The organism is Shewanella sp. MM_2022_3 (assembly GCF_022557375.1).
GTDB classification, from domain to species: domain Bacteria; phylum Pseudomonadota; class Gammaproteobacteria; order Enterobacterales; family Shewanellaceae; genus Shewanella; species Shewanella xiamenensis.
This window is the reverse complement of sequence record NZ_JAKZGV010000016.1, coordinates 1-19,634: the sequence shown is the minus strand read 5'-3', so window position 1 is coordinate 19,634 and position 19,634 is coordinate 1. Positions and strand designations below refer to the sequence as shown.

6 protein-coding genes are annotated in these 19,634 nt (G+C 51.6%); 5 read left to right on the top strand and 1 reads right to left on the bottom strand.

The genetic code is table 11. The features are described 5' to 3' along the window. The first annotated feature begins 138 nt into the window (after positions 1-138). The 5 genes from MMG82_RS10690 to pfaD all read left to right on the top strand — a co-directional run bounded on the left by MMG82_RS10690 (position 139) and on the right by pfaD (position 19,019). Entirely contained in the window at positions 139-1,008 is an 870-nt protein-coding gene (locus tag MMG82_RS10690) for a transcriptional regulator (RefSeq protein WP_241406838.1), read from the top strand. Beyond that, the gene (locus MMG82_RS10685; RefSeq protein ID WP_241406837.1) at positions 1,005-8,918 is read left to right on the top strand and encodes a type I polyketide synthase; all 7,914 of its coding nucleotides are present in this window, start codon (positions 1,005-1,007) and stop codon (positions 8,916-8,918) included. Before MMG82_RS10690 ends, MMG82_RS10685 begins: the two co-directional genes overlap by 4 nt. After that, entirely contained in the window at positions 8,915-11,287 is a 2,373-nt protein-coding gene (locus MMG82_RS10680) for a PfaB family protein (RefSeq protein ID WP_156143177.1), read from the top strand. Before MMG82_RS10685 ends, MMG82_RS10680 begins: the two co-directional genes overlap by 4 nt. Before the next feature lie 8 nt (positions 11,288-11,295). Beyond that, positions 11,296-17,223 (top strand): beta-ketoacyl synthase N-terminal-like domain-containing protein, encoded by a 5,928-nt coding sequence (locus MMG82_RS10675; RefSeq protein ID WP_241406847.1) that lies wholly within the window; start codon positions 11,296-11,298, stop codon positions 17,221-17,223. Positions 17,224-17,351: 128 nt separating this feature from the next. Then, positions 17,352-19,019 (top strand): eicosapentaenoate synthase subunit PfaD, encoded by a 1,668-nt coding sequence (gene pfaD, locus MMG82_RS10670; RefSeq protein WP_047536312.1) that lies wholly within the window; start codon positions 17,352-17,354, stop codon positions 19,017-19,019. Positions 19,020-19,361: 342 nt separating this feature from the next. Here pfaD and MMG82_RS10665 read toward each other — a convergent pair. Next, positions 19,362-19,634, bottom strand: a 273-nt coding sequence (locus MMG82_RS10665) for a hypothetical protein (protein ID WP_241406836.1), incomplete at its 5' end; no start/stop codon positions are given.

Genomic DNA, 19,634 nt, shown 5'->3' with positions numbered 1-19,634 from the left:
TGTACTGTAAAACACCCAAAAACACGGGTTTTAAGCCTCTTTTAAGCATGAGTGTTGACTCAGTTAAAATGGCAATATCATGCAGTCCCGATAGATTATGTGGGTGAAAATAATAATGATGGGACCGCACTAACAAGTATGAGTTTTCCAAAAGTCGACACTCAAGTTTCTGATAACGCTCGCATAAAGAAATTGAGCACAGAGAAAAAGTCTCGCCATAACGCGGCAAGGCACCGTAATGCCACCACCACGCCGGAAATGCGCCACTTTATTCAGCAATCTGAATTGAGTGTCAGTCAGCTCGCCAAAATTTTAAATATTACCGAAGCCACAGTGCGTAAATGGCGTAAGCGCGAATCGATTAACGACAGCCCGAATACCCCGCATCACCTCAATACCACACTCACTCCAATTGAAGAATATGTGGTGGTGGGACTGAGGTATCAGCTAAAACTGCCACTCGATAGGCTACTTAAAGCGACGCAAACCTTTATTAATCCCAATGTATCGCGCTCAGGCTTAGCCCGTTGCCTTAAGCGTTACGGAGTATCGCGCCTCGATGAGTTTGATCAAGAACTCGTTCCTAAACAGTATTTTAATCAATTACCGATTACCCAAGGCAGCGACGTACAAACCTATACGGTTAACTCCGAAACCTTAGCAAAAGCACTCGCACTGCCAAGCACAGATGGCGACACCGTAGTGCAAGTGGTGTCATTAACGCTGCCACCGCAATTAACCGAAGCCGAGCCTAAATCAGTGCTCCTTGGTATAGATAGCAAGACAGATTGGATTTATATCGATATTTATCAAGACAGTAACACCCAAGCGGCCAATCGCTACATCGCCTATGTGCTGAAGGATGGGCCGTTTCATCTGCGTAAATTGCTGGTGCGCAACTACCACACATTTTTAGCCCGCTTTCCTGGTGTGCAAACCCCAAAAGCCATCGCTAAATCCCTTAATAAGGCAACAGCCAGCCGCTTTGCCAGTGGAGACTCTTTATGAGCCATACCCCATCACAGCCTCAATTATCAACCGATGAAAAAGCCGATAAGAGACTGAATAAACGATTAAAAGATATGCCAATCGCCATCGTTGGCATGGCGAGTATCTTTGCGAACTCCCGCTATTTGAATAAGTTTTGGGATTTAATTTGCGACAAGATTGATGCCATCACCGACGTGCCCGAATCCCACTGGTCGATTGATGACTATTACGATGCGGATAAGTCCAAGGCCGATAAGAGCTACTGCAAACGCGGTGGGTTTATGCCTGAGGTCGACTTCAATCCGATGGAGTTTGGTCTGCCGCCTAATATTTTGGAACTCACCGACAGCTCGCAATTGCTCTCACTGGTCGTCGCCAAGGAAGTCCTACAGGATGCCAATCTGCCAGACGACTACGACCGTGACCGCATCGGCATCACCCTAGGGATTGGCGGCGGTCAAAAACTAAGCCATAGCCTCAACGCACGCCTGCAATATCCTGTGCTGAAAAAAGTATTTAAAAGCAGTGGCCTGAACGATGAAGATAGCGAACTACTGATCAAAAAATTCCAAGATCAATATGTCCACTGGGAAGAAAACTCTTTCCCCGGCTCCCTTGGCAACGTGATTGCCGGACGCATCGCCAACCGTTTCGATTTAGGTGGGATGAACTGCGTCGTCGACGCCGCCTGCGCAGGCTCGCTTGCCGCCATGCGTATGGCGCTCACCGAACTGACCGAAGGTCGCAGCGACATGATGATCACCGGCGGTGTCTGTACCGACAACTCGCCTTACATGTATATGAGTTTCTCAAAGACACCCGCCTTTACCACCAACGAGCAAATCCAACCCTTCGATATCGACTCTAAGGGCATGATGATTGGCGAAGGCATCGGCATGGTCGCCTTAAAACGCCTCGACGATGCCGAGCGCGATGGCGACCGTATCTATGCGGTAATCAAAGGCGTTGGCGCATCATCGGACGGTAAATTTAAGAGCATTTATGCGCCGCGCCCCGAAGGCCAAGCCAAGGCATTAGAGCGCGCCTATGATGACGCTGGCTTTGCGCCGCACACCGTTGGCTTGATTGAGGCCCACGGCACAGGCACAGCCGCAGGCGATGTGGCCGAATTCAATGGCTTAACCTCAGTATTATCTAAGGATAATGAGCAGTTACAGCATATCGCCTTAGGCTCAGTTAAATCTCAGGTCGGTCATACTAAGTCCACCGCGGGCACAGCGGGTGTAATTAAGGCTGCATTGGCGCTGCACCATAAAGTCTTGCCGCCAACGATTAACGTTAGTCAGCCTAACCCAAAATTAAACATTACCCACTCGCCCTTTTATCTTAATACCGAGGCGCGCCCTTGGATCCAACGCAGTGACGATACGCCGCGCCGCGCAGGGATCAGCTCCTTCGGTTTTGGGGGCACTAACTTCCATTTAGTGCTCGAAGAATATCACCCCGAGCACGCGCGCGATGACGCCTATCGCCAACGCAGCGTGGCACAAAGCTGGCTGTTTGCCGCCGCCGATAAAACCGCGCTGCTGAGCGAGTTAAAAACCGCGCTGCAGCAAGCAACTGCGGCCAAAGCAGAACTTTCTGATGCCCATTTTGTTGCCTTTGCAAAAGCCTACGCCCTGCGTGAACTAGCGCCGCAATCGGCCCGTCTTGGCTTTATCGCCAAAGACTATGCCCAGTTACAGACTCTGTTAACCCAAGCGATAGCGCAGCTAGAATCCAATAGCGCCGAGAGCTGGCAGTTACCCTCAGGGATAAGTTTTCGCGCCAAGGCCTTAGTCAATGAGCAAACCAAGGTCGCGGCCTTATTTGCCGGCCAAGGCTCGCAGTACCTGAATATGGGACTGGAAATTGCCAACAACTTCCCCGAGCTTCGCCGCCATATCCACGCCAGCGATAAAGTGTTTAGCGACCGTGGTGAGGTTGCGCTTTCAAGCGTGCTGTACCCTATCCCCGCCTTCGATGATGAATCGAGAAAAGCGCAGGAAAGTGCGTTAACCAATACCCTTTATGCCCAAAGCGCCATCGGCGCGCTTTCAATGGCGCAGTACGCCCTATTTACTCAGGCAGGTTTCGCCCCAGATATGCTCGCAGGCCATAGTTTTGGTGAACTCTCGGCTCTGTGCGCCGCTGGCGTGATCTCAATGGATGACTACATCAAGCTTGCCTTTGAACGTGGACAGGCGATGGCGCAGTCACCACAAGATGCCAACTCAAGTCGTGATGCTGGCGTCATGTATGCTGTTATTCTTAAGCAAAAACAGGATATTGAGGCTATCAACGGTTGCCTTGCGCAGTTTGAAGGCGTCAAAGTTGCCAACTACAACTCACCCACTCAGCTGGTGATTGCAGGCGCTAGTGCCGCCACCCAACAGGCGGCTAAGGCCATTAGCGAGTTAGGCTTTAAGGCGATTGCCCTACCCGTTTCCGGTGCCTTCCACACGCCATTGGTTGCCCATGCGCAAAAGCCCTTTAGCGAAGCCATTGATAAGGCTCAGTTCAACACGCCAAAGATTGCCCTGTATGCCAATGGCACTGGTCAACTACACCCTACCGATGCCAACGCCATCAAAGCGGCCTTTAAAGATCATATGTTGCAATCGGTGCACTTTAGCGAGCAGCTAGAGGCTATGTATGCCGCAGGCGCACGGGTGTTTGTCGAGTTCGGCCCGAAAAACATTCTGCAAAAGTTGGCAGAAAATACCTTAGCTGCGCAGTTAAACGAGCTTTGCCTTATCAGCATTAACCCGAATCCCAAGGGCGATAGTGACAGCCAACTGCGCAGCGCTGCGGTGCAACTGGCGGTTGCGGGGGTAACACTGGGGGAAATCGACCCTTATCAAGCCGAATTGATTGCGCCAGCAACGCCTTCAGCCATGAATATCAAGCTCAACGCGACCAACTACATCAGCCCAGCGACCCGCAACAAAATGGTCGATTCGCTGCAATCGGGCAAAATTACCAGCCAAGTGCAGTATGTGGATCGCCTCGTTGAGAAAGTGGTTGAAAAAGTCGTTGAAAAACCAGTGATTGTCGAAAAAATTCTAGAAAAGGTTGTCGAAGTGGAAAAGCCCGTGGCACAAAATAGCAATAATATTCAACAGCAAACGCCTGCACAGCCAACCAGCTTTACCACTGGACAGGCGAATCAAGATGCCCTGAGCGCCTTTTTTGCCGCCCAAACCCAGGCCGCGCAATTACATCAACAATTTTTAGCGATCCCGCAGCAATACGGCGATACCGTCAGTGCCCTGATGGCAGAGCAAGCCAAAATGGCAAGCCTTGGCATCGCCATTCCAGAGAGCCTGCAACGCTCGATGGAGCTGTTCCACCAGCATCAGGCACAAACCCTAAAGAGCCATGCTGAATTTATGCAATTGCAGACCAGCAGCAGCCAAGCGGCATTAGCCCTACTCGGCCAAATGCCTGCGCCTCAGGTTCAAGCCCCCATTCAAGCTGCACCAGTGGCAGTTACAGCGGCAACGCCTGTCGTTCCAGCACAGGCACCTGTGGTTCAAGCGTTAGCCGCAGAGCCAAAAGCGAGTGTTGCGCCTGTGAGTGAGCCCCAAGTTCAGCAACCCCAAGTAGCACACCCACAAGTGCAAACTGTGGCGACAGCAACTAACGCGCTTTCCGAGAAGTCAGTTGTGCAGCAAATCGAGCACGCTATGCTCTCTGTGGTCGCCGATAAAACGGGTTACCCCGTTGAAATGTTAGAACTTGGCATGGATATGGAAGCCGACCTTGGTATCGATTCTATTAAGCGCGTGGAAATTCTAGGCACAGTACAGGACGAATTACCCAACCTGCCAGAACTGAGCCCTGAGGATTTAGCCGAATGCCGCACCCTAGGGGAAATTGTGGCGCTGTTTAGCCAAGCGACTTCTGTAACAGCTGCAACCTCAGTTAGCCATGCGACACCAAATGCAGTACTCGCAAGTGCAGTAGCTGCAAGCGCGGCGGTTTCTCATGACGAAATTGAGCGCACTATGATGGCGGTCGTGGCCGATAAGACTGGCTATCCCGTGGAAATGCTGGAACTTGGCATGAATATGGAAGCCGATCTGGGTATCGATTCTATCAAGCGCGTGGAAATTTTAGGCACGGTACAGGACGAGTTACCCAACCTGCCAGAACTCAGCCCTGAAGATCTCGCCGAGTGTCGCACCCTAGGGGAAATCGTGGCGCTGTTTAGCCAAGCGACTCCAGTAACAGCTGCAGCCTCAGTTAGCCATGCGACACAAAATGCAGTACTCGCAAGTACAGTTGCCGCAAGTGCGGTGGTTTCTAATGATGAAATTGAACGCACTATGATGGCGGTGGTAGCCGACAAGACGGGTTATCCCGTTGAAATGCTGGAACTCAGCATGGATATGGAAGCTGACCTTGGTATCGATTCTATCAAGCGCGTGGAAATTTTAGGCACAGTACAGGACGAGTTACCCAACCTGCCAGAACTCAGCCCAGAAGATCTTGCCGAGTGCCGCACCCTAGGCGAAATTGTGGCGCTCTTTAGCCAAGCAATTCCTCTAGTATCAACAGCCGTAACAGCTGCCGCCACTGTTAGCCATGCGACACAAAGTGCAGTCGCTGCAAGTGCGGCGGTTTCAAATGATGAGATTGAACGCACTATGATGGCGGTCGTAGCCGACAAGACTGGCTATCCCGTTGAAATGCTGGAACTTAGCATGGATATGGAAGCCGACCTTGGTATCGACTCCATTAAGCGCGTGGAAATTCTAGGCACAGTACAGGACGAATTACCGAACCTGCCAGAACTGAGCCCAGAAGATCTCGCCGAGTGCCGCACCCTAGGGGAAATTGTGGCGCTTTTTAGCCAAGCAGCTCCTGTAGTATCGACAGCCGTAACAGCTGCAGCACCAGTCAGCCATGCGACACAAAATGCTGTACTCGCAAGTGCAGTAGCAGCAAGCGCGGCGGTTTCTAATGATGAAATTGAACGCACTATGATGGCGGTCGTGGCCGATAAGACCGGCTATCCCGTTGAGATGCTTGAGCTAAGCATGGATATGGAGGCCGACCTTGGGATCGATTCTATTAAGCGCGTGGAAATTCTAGGCACGGTACAAGACCAACTGCCGAACCTACCAGAACTGAGTCCTGAGGATTTAGCCGAATGTCGCACCTTAGGTGAAATTGTCGCCCTCTATGCTGGTTCGCAATCATCAAGTGAGGCGCAACAGCAAAACCATGCTGCGCCAATTCAAGAGGCAATTGCAGAAACCGTCGAGGACACCATCGACCTGCCGCCCCATAGTGAGGTGATGCTAAAAAAGTTGCCAGCGGCGGCTGAGTTAGCGCGCATCATAGCAACTAGCGATGTTCAACTGACGGCAAACAGTTACGTCGTTATCGGCGACGATGGCCACAACGCGGGTGTGATTGCCGAAAAGCTTCACGCCCAAGGGGTTAAGGTTGCGGTTGTACGCTCACCTAAAACGGTTGTGGCCAGCGCATCGCCACTCGATAGCCATATTGCCAACTTCACGCTGAAGGCGATTGATGATGAAAGCATTTGTGAGGTCATCAATCAGATTGAAGCGCTTGGCCAAATCGCTGGTTTTATTCATCTGCAGCCACAGCATAAGTCCGTTGCCGATAAAAGTGCTGGCCTAGTGCTGGCAGACGAAGCCAAAGCCTCGGTCGAGCAAGCCTTCTTGTTCGCCAAACACTTACAACCGCTGTTAACTGAGCGCGACTACTGCCGCTTTGTCACTGTTAGCCGTATCGACGGTGGTTTTGGCTATATTGGCATGGATGAGTCGGCAGGTGCCCTCATCAGTCAGAGTGAACTCAACCAAGCGGCGCTCTCTGGACTCACTAAAACCTTAAATCACGAGTGGCCAGGAGTGGTCTGCCGCGCGCTGGATATCGCGCCAAACTTGGACGCTAAAACGGTCGCCAATGCGGTAGTGCAGGAATACTACCTCCAAGATGCGCCAGTCGAAGTCGGTATTGATAGCGAGCTTGAGCGCACCACCTTAGTTGCAGGCAATGCTGTGCTTCGCCGCAGTGGCGCCTCTCTCTCGTCTGCGGACAAAATCCTCGTCACGGGCGGCGCTAAGGGTGTTACCTTCGAGTGCGCCTTAAGTTTAGCGAAACGCTGCAAGGCACATTTTATCCTCGTGGGTCGTAGCGCCCATCAGGGGATCCCCGCTTGGGCTCTGGGTAAAAATCGCAACGAACTCAAAGCCGCTGCCATCGCACATCTGCAAAGCCTGGGTGATAAACCCACACCAAAACAAGTGGATGCCTTAGTTTGGCCAGTACAAAGCAGCCTTGAAATCAGCCATGCCTTGCAAGCCTTTGAAGCGGTTGGCGCCAGCGCCGAATACTTAAGCCTGGATGTTAACGATCCTGCCGCCATTGCCAGCATTATTGCACCTATCAGCGCCCTATCGCCCATCACGGGGATTATCCACGGCGCGGGTGTACTTGCCGATAAACATATTCAAGACAAAACCTTAAGCGAACTTGAGCGGGTTTATGGCACTAAGGTGACCGGACTTAACAATCTGCTATCGGCACTGGATCTTAGCCAGTTAACGCTTATCGCCCTGTTCTCTTCGGCGGCAGGTTTTTACGGCAATACCGGCCAGAGCGACTACGCCATGTCTAACGACATTCTCAATAAGGCTGCGCTGCAACTCGCGCAGCAATTGCCACAAGCCAAGGTGATGAGCTTCGACTGGGGTCCTTGGGATGGCGGCATGGTCAATCCTGCGCTGAAAAAGATGTTTATCGACCGTGGGGTCTATGTCATTCCACTCAAAGCCGGTGCCGAGTTATTTGCCAGCCAATTATTGAGTGATACGGGAGCGCAGCTGTTGGTCGGAACCGATATGCAGGGCAATACCGCTAATACTGTTGAAGCTGCATCAGCAAAAAAGCCTGAAGCGGATCTAACCACGGCGTTAGATCCGCAGCCTATGGCCCAAACGGTGCCGCAGAGTATTCGCGTCATGCGCAGCCTCGACCCTAAACGCATGAGCTTTATTGAGGATCATTGCATCAACGGTCATGCGGTGTTGCCAACGGTGTGCGCCATCGATTGGATGCGTGAGGCCGCCAAGGCCCATTTAGGTAAGGCGGTGAGTGTCAGCGATTATCGACTACTCAAGGGAATTATCTTCTATGAGGTACTACTTGCCCGCGATGCGCCTATTGAGCTCGAACTAATGCTCACGCCGCTTGCCGACGCTACACAGCAATCGACTGAGGCGTTAACCGCGCTGATAAGCTTTGAAGGTCGCCCGCAGTATCAGGCAGTGTTAGTGGCGCAGACGGATGATACGGCAGACGTGCAGCGTTTCGAGGTTGACGAGTTACATTCTCTGATGCAGGAGATGGCACAGCAACCCGCTATCGCGAACCGTGAGTCGCTCTACAGTGATGGCACACTGTTCCATGGCCCAAGACTGCAAGGTATAAGCGAAGTGCTCGCCTTTGATGATCAGCAGCTTATCGCTAAGGTAGCACTGCCAACGGTGGCCTTAGATGACTGCGGTGAGTTTGCGCCAAATCTTGAGGATAAAGGCACACAACCCTTTGCCGAAGATCTGTTATTGCAGGCCATGCTCGTGTGGGCACGCCTTAAATATCAAGCGGCAAGCTTACCCAGTGCCATTGGCGAGTTTGTGTCCTATTCGCCCTTAGGTTTTGGCGAGAAGGCGGTATTGGTGCTGGATGTGCTCAAGCATTCGTCCCGTTCACTTGAAGCCAATATTGCCCTCTACCACCAGGATGGCCGTCTAAGCTGCGAGATGAAGCGAGCAAAAGTCACGATCAGCAAGACGCTTAACCAAGCGTTTTTGGCCAATAAACCTCAGCAACAAACGATAGTGCAGGCAGCAGTCCAAAGCACGGCCGAGGTAAGTGTTAAGTGACACTCGACCCAAGCGCAAATGCCGCATTAAGCAATGCGGCACTAAACACTCCACATCCCAATACCAAGCCACTGCGAATAGCCGTATGGCTTGGTGATGGGAGGATACAGAGTGTGCTTAGCCATGCACAAACCGATGTCAGCAAGCTGCAGCAGTTGATGGCTTGTCGAATTCAGCTCAATGTGGAAGATAAGCCACTAATTAATGAGCCATCTGATGAGCCAACACTGGTCGCCTTGATCACAGAGCAACTCGCCCATATTGCGCAAAAACAACTTATTGAAATCCGCTTTGAATATCAGCAGCAAGTCCGTAGCCTGTACCTGCTCGATGGCCTGCTTGCTGCCCAGTTACACCTGCATGCCGAGGCTTATATTTCAGCATTAGCGCAAATCCAAGCTGAAACAGCTGAAGAAACAAATACTATCAATACAAATACAGTCGAGCGCTGCTTAAACAGCGCTTTTACCTTGGCGAAACGCGATTGTACTCAGGCGGTTAATGGCTACGCGGAGGTTGGCAATCTTGCCCGTCAGTTGAATGTATTATCTCAAGCGGTTGAGGCGTTAAGTCATCGCAGCCTTAAAGGCATTGAACCAATGCTTGATGCGACTAATGCAGCGCAACTGGCTGAACAGCACGCTGAAAAGCCAGTAAAAAACGCGGAGAACGGCTATTGGTTTACCAAGCCCCATCAGGCAAGGGTGTTAAGCCTAAATCTCTTGAGTAATCCCTTGGGTAATCTCTTGGATAAAGCCCCTCAAGCGAGCACCGCCCAAAGCCTTATCTTGACCCAAGGCACTCGGCTTATCCCTCAGCAATTACTCAATGCCAACAGGCTGTTTATTCCCATCAGCGGCAATACACTTGAGTCTTTAACGGTACAGTTATCACAACTGATTGATTCATTAGATTTATCGGCAAACTTTCCCGATACAGATTGGCTTTGCAGCCAAGGCCGTGATTGGTTTAAGCGCTATCAAGCAAAGGATGAATTGGCTTTAGTACTGATGGCGGACTCCCTTGAGGAGTTAATGCAAGAAGCTAAGGCGATGCGCGCTTATATTGAAAAGACGCAACAGACTCCTGCGCCAACTCCAGCCCAAACGCCAGCGACCAATCTAGTCTTTAAGACCCCGGCGGGCAGTTATTTTGCGGCCTCGCCCCTTGGTGATAAAGGCTTAACCTTTGTCTATCCAGGGGTTGGCACAGTTTATCCGAATATGTTCAGCGACTTACACGGCTATTTCCCTGAACTTTATCGCGAGCTTGAACGCGAAGGGAATTTAGCCGCCATGTTGCAGGCCGAGGCGATTTACCAAGGCGCTGCTTATGCGAAAACCGCAATTAATGTAAGCGTAAAAGATGCAGCAGAGATGAGCTTAAGTCAGCTTGCGATTAGCGGTGTTGGCGCGAGTTACCTATTTACTCAGCTGTTGACTCAAGTCTTTACTATCCAACCGCAACTCGCTCTGGGCTATTCCATGGGTGAAGCGGCCATGTGGGCAAGTTTGGATATCTGGCAAACGCCACATGCCCTGATTAACGCCACCCAAAACAGTGCCATCTTCAATCAGGAGATTTCAGGCCCACTGCTTGCGGTGCGCCGCGATTGGCAGTTGAGTGAAGATGCACCGCTAGTATGGAATAGCTTTTTAGTGCGAGCCTCTCGCGCCGAAATTAATGCCCTACTGGCTGATTTTCCACGGGTTTATCTAGCCATCGAACAGGGCGATACCTGTATTCTCGCGGGCTGCGAAGCAAGCTGCTTACAACTCCTTAAAAGGCTGAATAAGCGTGGCATTGCCAGCAATAAAGTCACCGCCATGCATACCCCGCCCTCGCAGTCACAGCACAGTGCTATCCAAGGGTTTTATACCTTGGGCTTAAAGGCGAATGCCTGTGAGACTCAGGTGCGTTTCATTAGCGCAGCGCAGCAAAGTACAGTCAGCATCGACAGCCAAAGCATTGCCAAGAGTATCGCCGACACCTTTTGTGCGCCGCTGAATTTTACCGCGCTGATTAACGCCGCGTATCAACAAGGTGCGCGCTTATTTGTTGAAGTGGGCGCCGATCGGCAAACCAGCACACTTATCGATAAAATCGGCCGCCAACTAGAGTTGGGCGCCGATGGCGTTCAAACACAGGAACAACCGATATTTGCCATGGCATGCAATGCCAAGGGCAGCGATACGATCACCAGTTTACTCAAATGCTTAGCTCAACTTATCAGCCATAGAGTGCCACTCTCCCTTGCGCCGCTAATGCCTCAATCGGCGGATAAGGCTACAGCAAAAACGATAGCGCCACATTCTGCCAGCGCATTAGGCCATTATTCAAACGTATTCCAAGAAGGAGAACCCCTTTGAGTTCTCAAATGCATGCTCACCCGACTCTGCAAGACAGCACCGCTGTGCCAAACGACCAGCGCCAAAGCTCAAAGGCGATGCCAAAGATTGCCATCGTCGGCCTTGCCGTCCAGTATCCCGATGCCGACACACCGGAGCAGTTTTGGCAAAATCTGCTGGATAAAAAAGATTCCCGCAGTCAAATCGATGCGGTCAAACTCAATGCCAATCCAGCGGATTACCAAGGTGTTCAAGGCCAAGCCGACCGTTTTTATTGCGACAAGGGCGGCTATATCCGCAACTTTCGTTTTGCCCCACAGGGTTATCAGTTGCCGCCAGCGGCCTTTGAAGGGCTCGATGAAAGCTTTTTATGGGCATTAGATTGCAGTAAAAAAGCCCTGCTGGATGCGGGTGTGGATTTAACGGCACCATTACTTGAGCGCACAGGGATTGTAATGGGCACGCTGTCGTTCCCGACCGCAAGCTCCAATGAATTGTTTTTACCGATTTACCATCAAGCGGTTGAAAAGGCATTAAAAACCAAGCTTAATCAACCCGAATTTGCCCTCGCGCCCTTCGCCAATGCGTCGATGGCGGGCACGCAACAAGCCGCCAATGGTGCCATTGCCCACACTGCGTCTAAATTGTTAAGTGATGCCCTCGGCCTTGGCGGCGCACAGCTCAGTCTCGATGCCGCCTGCGCCAGCTCTGTCTATGCCCTCAAATTAGCCTGCGATTATTTAACCACGGGCAAAGCCGATATGATGCTCGCGGGCGCCGTATCGGGCGCCGATCCCTTCTTTATCAACATGGGATTCTCGATTTTCCACGCCTATCCAGACCATGGGATTTCGGCGCCTTTCGATAGCAATAGCAAAGGCTTATTCGCAGGTGAAGGCGCTGGCGTATTAGTGCTTAAGCGTTTAGAGGATGCCGAGCGCGATGGCGATAATATTTATGCCGTGGTCAGTGGTATTGGCTTATCGAACGATGGCAAGGGCCAATTTGTCTTAAGCCCCAACAGTAAGGGCCAAGTGCAAGCCTTCGAGCGTGCCTATGCCGCCGCCAACACCCACCCGAGCAATATCGAAGTGATTGAATGCCATGCCACCGGCACGCCGCTGGGGGATAAGGTTGAGCTCACCTCGATGGAGCGTTTTTTCGAAGATAAACTCGGCGGCACTAAGGCGCCGCTGATAGGTTCGGCCAAATCCAACCTTGGGCATTTGCTCACCGCCGCCGGCATGCCTGGGATCATGAAAATGATCTTCGCCATGCGCTCAGGCCATCTACCGCCAAGTATCAATTTAACGGCGCCGATTTCATCACCTAAGGGGCTGTTTAGCGGTAATAATCTTCCCACACAGCGTCAGGCTTGGCCCGATAAAGCGGGCAACGATCGTCGCCATGCGGGGGTGTCTGTATTTGGCTTTGGTGGCTGTAATGCCCATCTGTTGTTGGAGTCCTATCAACCGACAGCGCACAGAGCCGAGAAGCAAGCCAACAAACCAGTTTATCAGCAGCAAGCATTAACCGTTATCGGCTTGGCGTCGCACTTTGGGCCTTTGGCCTCCATCAATGCGCTGGATAAGGCGCTATTAAACCAAACGGATGCCTTTATCCCGCTGCCCGCTAAGCGATGGAAAGGCTTAGATAAACACCCCGATATCCTTAATCAGTTTGGCCTAAATCGCGCGCCCAAAGGCGCCTATATCGAGCAGTTTGATTTTGATTTTCTGCGCTTTAAAGTGCCGCCCAATGAGGATGACAGGCTTATCTCCCAGCAATTGTTGTTGATCAAAGTCGCCGATGAAGCGATTCGCGATGCCAAGTTAACCGCTGGCAGCAAGGTCGCGGTGTTAGTGGCAATGGAAACCGAGCTTGAGCTGCACCAATTCCGTGGCCGCGTGAATTTGCACACCCAACTTGCGGATAGCTTAAAGAAACAAGGCGTTCACCTCTCCAATGATGAATACCTTGCCCTCGAAGCCATCGCCATGGACAGCGTGCTCGATGCCGCCAAGCTCAATCAATATACCAGCTTTATTGGCAATATTATGGCGTCGCGTATCGCCTCGCTGTGGGATTTTAACGGCCCGGCGTTTACCATTTCAGCCGCCGAGCAATCGGTCGGTCGCTGTATCGATGTGGCGCAAAACCTACTGTCCCAAGAGGCCCTCGATGGCGTAGTGATTGCCGCTGTGGATTTAAGCGGCAGTATTGAACAGGTGATATTGAAAAACGCCGAGGTCGCCGTTGATCTCGATGCCGACAGCGCGAATCCACAGTGGAAGGTGGGTGAAGGCGCGGGCGCTATCGTGCTGACCAGCCAGCAAGCGAGCAACAGTCAACAAGCGAGCAACAGTTCACAGGCAGCTTACGGCCAAATTCGTGCTCAAGCATTTGGCACACATCATCAGCTGCCTAAGCTGCTTGATTCGCTGATAACCGAAACGGCTATCGCCAATCCTTCAGTGCCAGCTGCCATTCATATGGTTGAGCAATGTATTGCCCCAGAAGAGCAACTGCCAGCGGAGCAGTTATTAGCGCAGCTTAATCTTATGGGGACGTCATGCAATCGAGTCGCCAATACCCTTGGGCATAACTTTACCGCTGCGGGTATGGCCAGTCTTCTGAGTGCCCTGTTAAGCCTAAAGAACGGGTCTGCGGGTTCGGATAAAAACGTCGATAAGCAGGCATTAATCTCTACTCAAAGCCAAGGAGTGAGCTCACTGCTGTTGTTAAGCCAAACTGCAACGCAGGCGGCGCACCTAAAGCAGCGCCTTGCGCAAGATTTAACCTTGAGTGAGCAAAAACATTTAATCAAACCAGTGACGCTCGGTGGCCGCGATATCTATCAACATATTGTGGATACGCCACTGCCCGCACTTGCCGCCATCCAAGGCAAAATGCGCCTGTTACAGCCTGTAGCACCACAGGCGACACAAACTAAGCCCATAGTAGAAGCAGCACTTGATATCACGGCAAAAAACGCCACCCCATTTGCCACACCATTAGCAGTAGAGAGCGGTATGTCATCTAACGCACCACACCAATATTCGGCGGCGCCCTTGGCGCAGGATAGGGCGTCGCAGGATAGCGCGGCACTGTTACAAAACCAGCAATTGTTGCAAAACCAGCAGCTTGCACGCGAGGCGCACTTAGCCTTTTTACAGAGCCGTGAGCAAGGGCTCAAACTGGCCGATGCGCTGTTAAAAGCACAATTATCCCAGACAACACAAACGGGGTCTGTTACAACCCATGTTGTCACCAGCGCCAATGCCGCTCCCGCTGCGGCGCAACAAGCGGTATCCGTCCCAGAACGAAAACCAGAGTTAAAACCAGATCACGCGAATGTCGCTCCCTATACGCCACCCATTCCTGCGGCTAAGCCCTGTATTTGGAACTATCAGGATCTGGTGGAATACGCCGAGGGCGACATTGCCAAGATCTTTGGTGCCGATTACGCCATCATCGACAGCTACGCACGCCGGGTGCGTCTGCCAACTTCGGATTATCTGCTAGTCTCGCGGGTGACTAAGCTCAACGCGCAAATGAACCGCTATCAGCCGAGCACTATGACCACAGAGTACGACATTCCCGTGGATGCGCCCTTCTTGGTCGATGGCCAAATTCCGTGGGCGGTGGCAGTCGAATCGGGTCAGTGCGACTTAATGCTGATCAGCTACTTAGGTATCGATTTTGAAAACAAAGGCGAGCGCGTCTATCGCCTGCTCGACTGCACCCTCACCTTCCTTGGGGATCTGCCCCGCGGCGGTGATACCCTGCGCTACGATATCTCCATCAACCACTTTGCCCGCAATGGCGATACCCTGCTGTTTTTCTTCTCCTACGAATGCTTCGTGGGCGATAAGCTGATCCTCAAGATGGACGGCGGCTGCGCGGGATTCTTTAGCGATAAAGAACTGGCCGATGGCAAAGGGGTGATCCGCACCGAGGCCGAAATTAAGCAGCGCGAGCAAGCACAAATTGCACTGGCCAATGAATATGCCCGAAACGGCAATCAGCCACGCTTCGCGCCGCTACTTAACTGCGCGCAAACGGCCTTCAGCTATGGCCAAATCCATCGTCTACTGCGCGCCGACATTGGCGGCTGTTTCGGCGGTGAACATGCGGCCCATCAGGCGAAGTTTGGTCTCCAGCCTTCACTGTGCTTCGCCTCGGAAAAATTCCTGATGATCGAGCAAGTCAGCAAGCTCGAAGTGCATGGCGGCGCTTGGGGCTTAGGCTTGATTGAAGGTCACAAGCAATTAGCCCCCGACCATTGGTATTTCCCCTGCCATTTCAAGGGCGACCAAGTGATGGCCGGCTCCCTCATGGCCGAAGGTTGTGGCCAGTTGCTGCAATTCTTTATGTTGCATATTGGTATGCACCTTGGGGTTACTAACGGTCGTTTCCAACCCCTTGAAAACGCATCGCAAAAAGTACGCTGCCGCGGTCAAGTATTGCCACAATCTGGCACGCTCACCTATCGGATGGAAGTCACCGAAATTGGCATGAGCCCTCGCCCCTATGCCAAGGCGAATATCGATATTCTGCTCAATGGTAAAGTGGTGGTGGATTTCCAAAACCTCGGGGTGATGATTAAAGAAGAAGCGGATTGCACCCGCTATTCGCAAAGCCATTCTTCGCAGAGTAGTGATACCCAAGCAGCAAATATCGACAACCAAGCGGAACAAGCGCCGCTGATGGCGCAAATCCCAGATATGGCCGCTCCCGTCAATAAAGGCGTTGTGCCGCTTAAGCATGTAAGTGCGCCGATTGCGCCAGCAGGCTCTAAGTACGCCAACCGCGTGCCCGACAGCCTGCCGTTTACGCCTTATCATTTGTTTGAGTTTGCCACTGGCGATATTGAAAACTGCTTCGGCCCCGATTTTAGTATTTACCGTGGCTTAATCCCGCCGCGTACGCCCTGCGGCGATCTGCAACTCACCACCCGAGTGGTGGCCATTGAGGGCAAACGTGGCGAGCTGAAAAAGCCATCCTCCTGTATTGCCGAGTATGAAGTGCCCAGCAATGCTTGGTATTACGCTAAAAACAGCCACCCGAGTGTGATGCCTTACTCAGTGCTGATGGAAATCTCATTGCAGCCCAATGGCTTTATCTCGGGTTATATGGGCACGACCTTAGGCTTCCCGGGGCAGGAATTATTCTTCCGCAACCTCGACGGCAGTGGCAAGTTACTGCGCGAAGTGGATTTACGCGGTAAAACCATAGTCAACGATTCGCGCCTACTGTCCACCGTGATAGCTGGCAGCAATATCATTCAAAACTTTAGTTTCGAACTGAGCTGCGATGGCGAGCCCTTCTACCGTGGCAATGCGGTTTTCGGTTACTTTAAGGCCGATGCGCTCAAAAACCAGTTGGGTATCGACAATGGTAAAATTACCCAAGCGTGGCATCTTGAGCGCGGTATTAAAGCCGACAGCCAAATCAATCTGTTAGATAGAAATGGTCGCAGTTTTGTGGCGCCGCAGGGCAAACCACACTACCGCCTCGCGGGTGGTCAGCTGAACTTTATCGACAAGGCCGAGATTGTAAAAACTGGCGGTAAGAAGGGTCTGGGATACTTGTACGCCGAGCGCACTATTGACCCGAGCGATTGGTTCTTCCAGTTCCATTTCCATCAGGATCCTGTGATGCCAGGCTCCCTCGGCGTCGAGGCGATCATCGAATTACTGCAAACCTACGCCATAGACCAAGACCTAGGCGCAGGCTTCAATAATCCGAAATTTGGCCAGATCCTGTCAGAAATTAAATGGAAGTACCGTGGTCAAATTAATCCATTAAACAAACAGATGTCGCTGGATGTGCATATCACCAGCATTGAAGATAAAGACGGTAAACGCATCATCAAGGGCGATGCCAACCTGAGTAAGGATGGCCTGCGCATTTATGAGGTAACCGATATCGCAATCTGCATCGAAGAGGCATAGCGCTAGCGCCTAACTTGCGGCATTAGCCAAAGTTAGCTTAAACAGCACACAACAGCCGCAGTGCAAGGGAATAACCCCACTGCGGCAAACAAATTCAGGCCCCAAACACCTAAAAGTGAATAGCCCAAATGACGAATACCACACTCGATAATAACGCTCTCGATAATAACAAGCTCAGTCCTTGGCCGTGGCAGGTTGATGAAGCCGCCATCAGCTTCGATATCGATTCCCTTGGCAAAAAACTTAAAGATCTCAATCAAGCCTGTTACTTAGTTAATCATGCCGAAAAAGGCCTAGGCATTGCCCAAAGCGCCGAGGTGGTCGGTCTTGCTGAACCACAGTCCAGCAATGATTTACACAAAAGCAATGGTTTGCATCCTGTGAGTGCCTTCGCCCCCGCCCTTGGCACCCAAAGCTTGGGCGACAGTAATTTTCGCCGCGTGCATGGGGTAAAATACGCCTACTACGCGGGCGCCATGGCTAACGGTATCGCCTCGGAAGAGTTAGTTATCGCCTTAGGTCAGGCGGGCATTCTGTGCTCCTTTGGCGCGGCGGGGTTAATTCCATCGCGCGTTGAAGCCGCGATTAAACGCATTCAAACAGCATTGCCCAATGGCCCCTACGCCTTTAACCTCATTCATAGCCCGAGCGAGCCAGCGCTTGAGCGTGGCAGTGTCGAACTCTTCCTTAAACATCAAGTACGTACGGTTGAAGCCTCGGCCTTCTTGGGCTTAACACCGCAAATCGTCTATTACCGCGCAGCAGGCCTGAGTCGCGATGCCAACGGCGAGATTGTGATTGGCAACAAAGTGATAGCTAAAATCAGCCGCACCGAGGTGGCGACCAAGTTTATGGAGCCCGCCCCCGTTAAGATGCTGCAACAATTAGTGAACGAAGGGCTTATCAGCGAAGACCAAATGCTAATGGCGCAATCTGTGCCCATGGCCGATGACATTACCGCCGAAGCCGACTCTGGCGGCCACACCGACAACCGCCCTCTGGTCACGCTATTGCCGACCATTTTGGCACTCAAAGATACTATTCAAGCCAAGTACCAATACAAAACGCCGATCCGAGTGGGCGCAGGTGGTGGTATCGGCACGCCCGATGCGGCGCTGGCGACCTTCAATATGGGCGCGGCCTATATTGTCACTGGCTCAATCAACCAAGCCTGTGTTGAAGCAGGTGCCAGCGAACATACCCGTAAGTTACTCGCCACCACCGAAATGGCCGATGTGACTATGGCGCCCGCCGCCGATATGTTCGAAATGGGCGTTAAGTTACAAGTAGTTAAGCGCGGCACCCTATTCCCGATGCGCGCCAATAAACTCTACGAGATTTACACCCGCTACGACTCGATTGAGGCGATTCCGCCAGAGGAAAGACAAAAGCTTGAAGAGCAAGTGTTTCGCGCCTCATTAGATGAGATTTGGGCAGGCACTGTGGCGCACTTTAATGAGCGCGATCCTAAGCAAATTGAACGCGCGCTGGATAATCCAAAACGCAAAATGGCACTGATTTTCCGTTGGTATTTGGGTCTTTCGAGCCGCTGGTCGAATACGGGCGAAGTTGGCCGCGAAATGGATTACCAGATTTGGGCAGGCCCCGCCCTCGGCGCCTTTAATGCTTGGGCAAAAGGCAGTTATTTAGATGATTACCGCGAGCGCAATGCAGTGGATTTGGCGAAGCATTTAATGCAAGGCGCCGCCTACCAAGCACGGATTAACCTGTTGTTATCCCAAGGGATAAGTATTCCAGTCAGCCTGCAACGCTGGAAACCACTACAACGCTGCTAATTCGCTTTGCTAAACCTTATCGAGCGGGTTAAGTGAAAACTTAACCCGCTTTTTTACATTCATTTTTTGGGCTTAAAACCGATTGGAGTTCCGTTTCCGCTCTGCATTGTCACTTCAGTGGCACGCCGTAAACCCATCCTAGGGGCTCAACGGAAAAATCCATTTTTCCGATGGCCCACTCTGTCACAGAACGTAGCGCGACAATCCTCGCCTGCAAGCTATGGCGTTTAATGGAGCTAAATCGATATAAAATGAATCTATCTGTCATATCATTATGAATAACATCAAGCCTAGCTTTTTGTTAAGTGCCTAAGCTTTTTATGAATTAGAATCCTAAAAAACTTAATTACATAACCCCATATACTCATAAGTCAGATCTTGCACCTCGTTTTTATCTGTGAAGCATCCATATCCTGAATAGCCACGTATAGGCGTCCGCAAGCGACAAATTTTCCCACCGCCCTCATCTAGAACACCTGCCCAATGGCCATATATTTCATCATTAGACAGAGGAGTTTGTGTAGTGGCTTGAGTTTTGTTTAGTTCAAAAAATTGCACTAGGCATGGATCAACCTTATCCCCATAAAATCGCACTGAATTATCACTACCTGATGG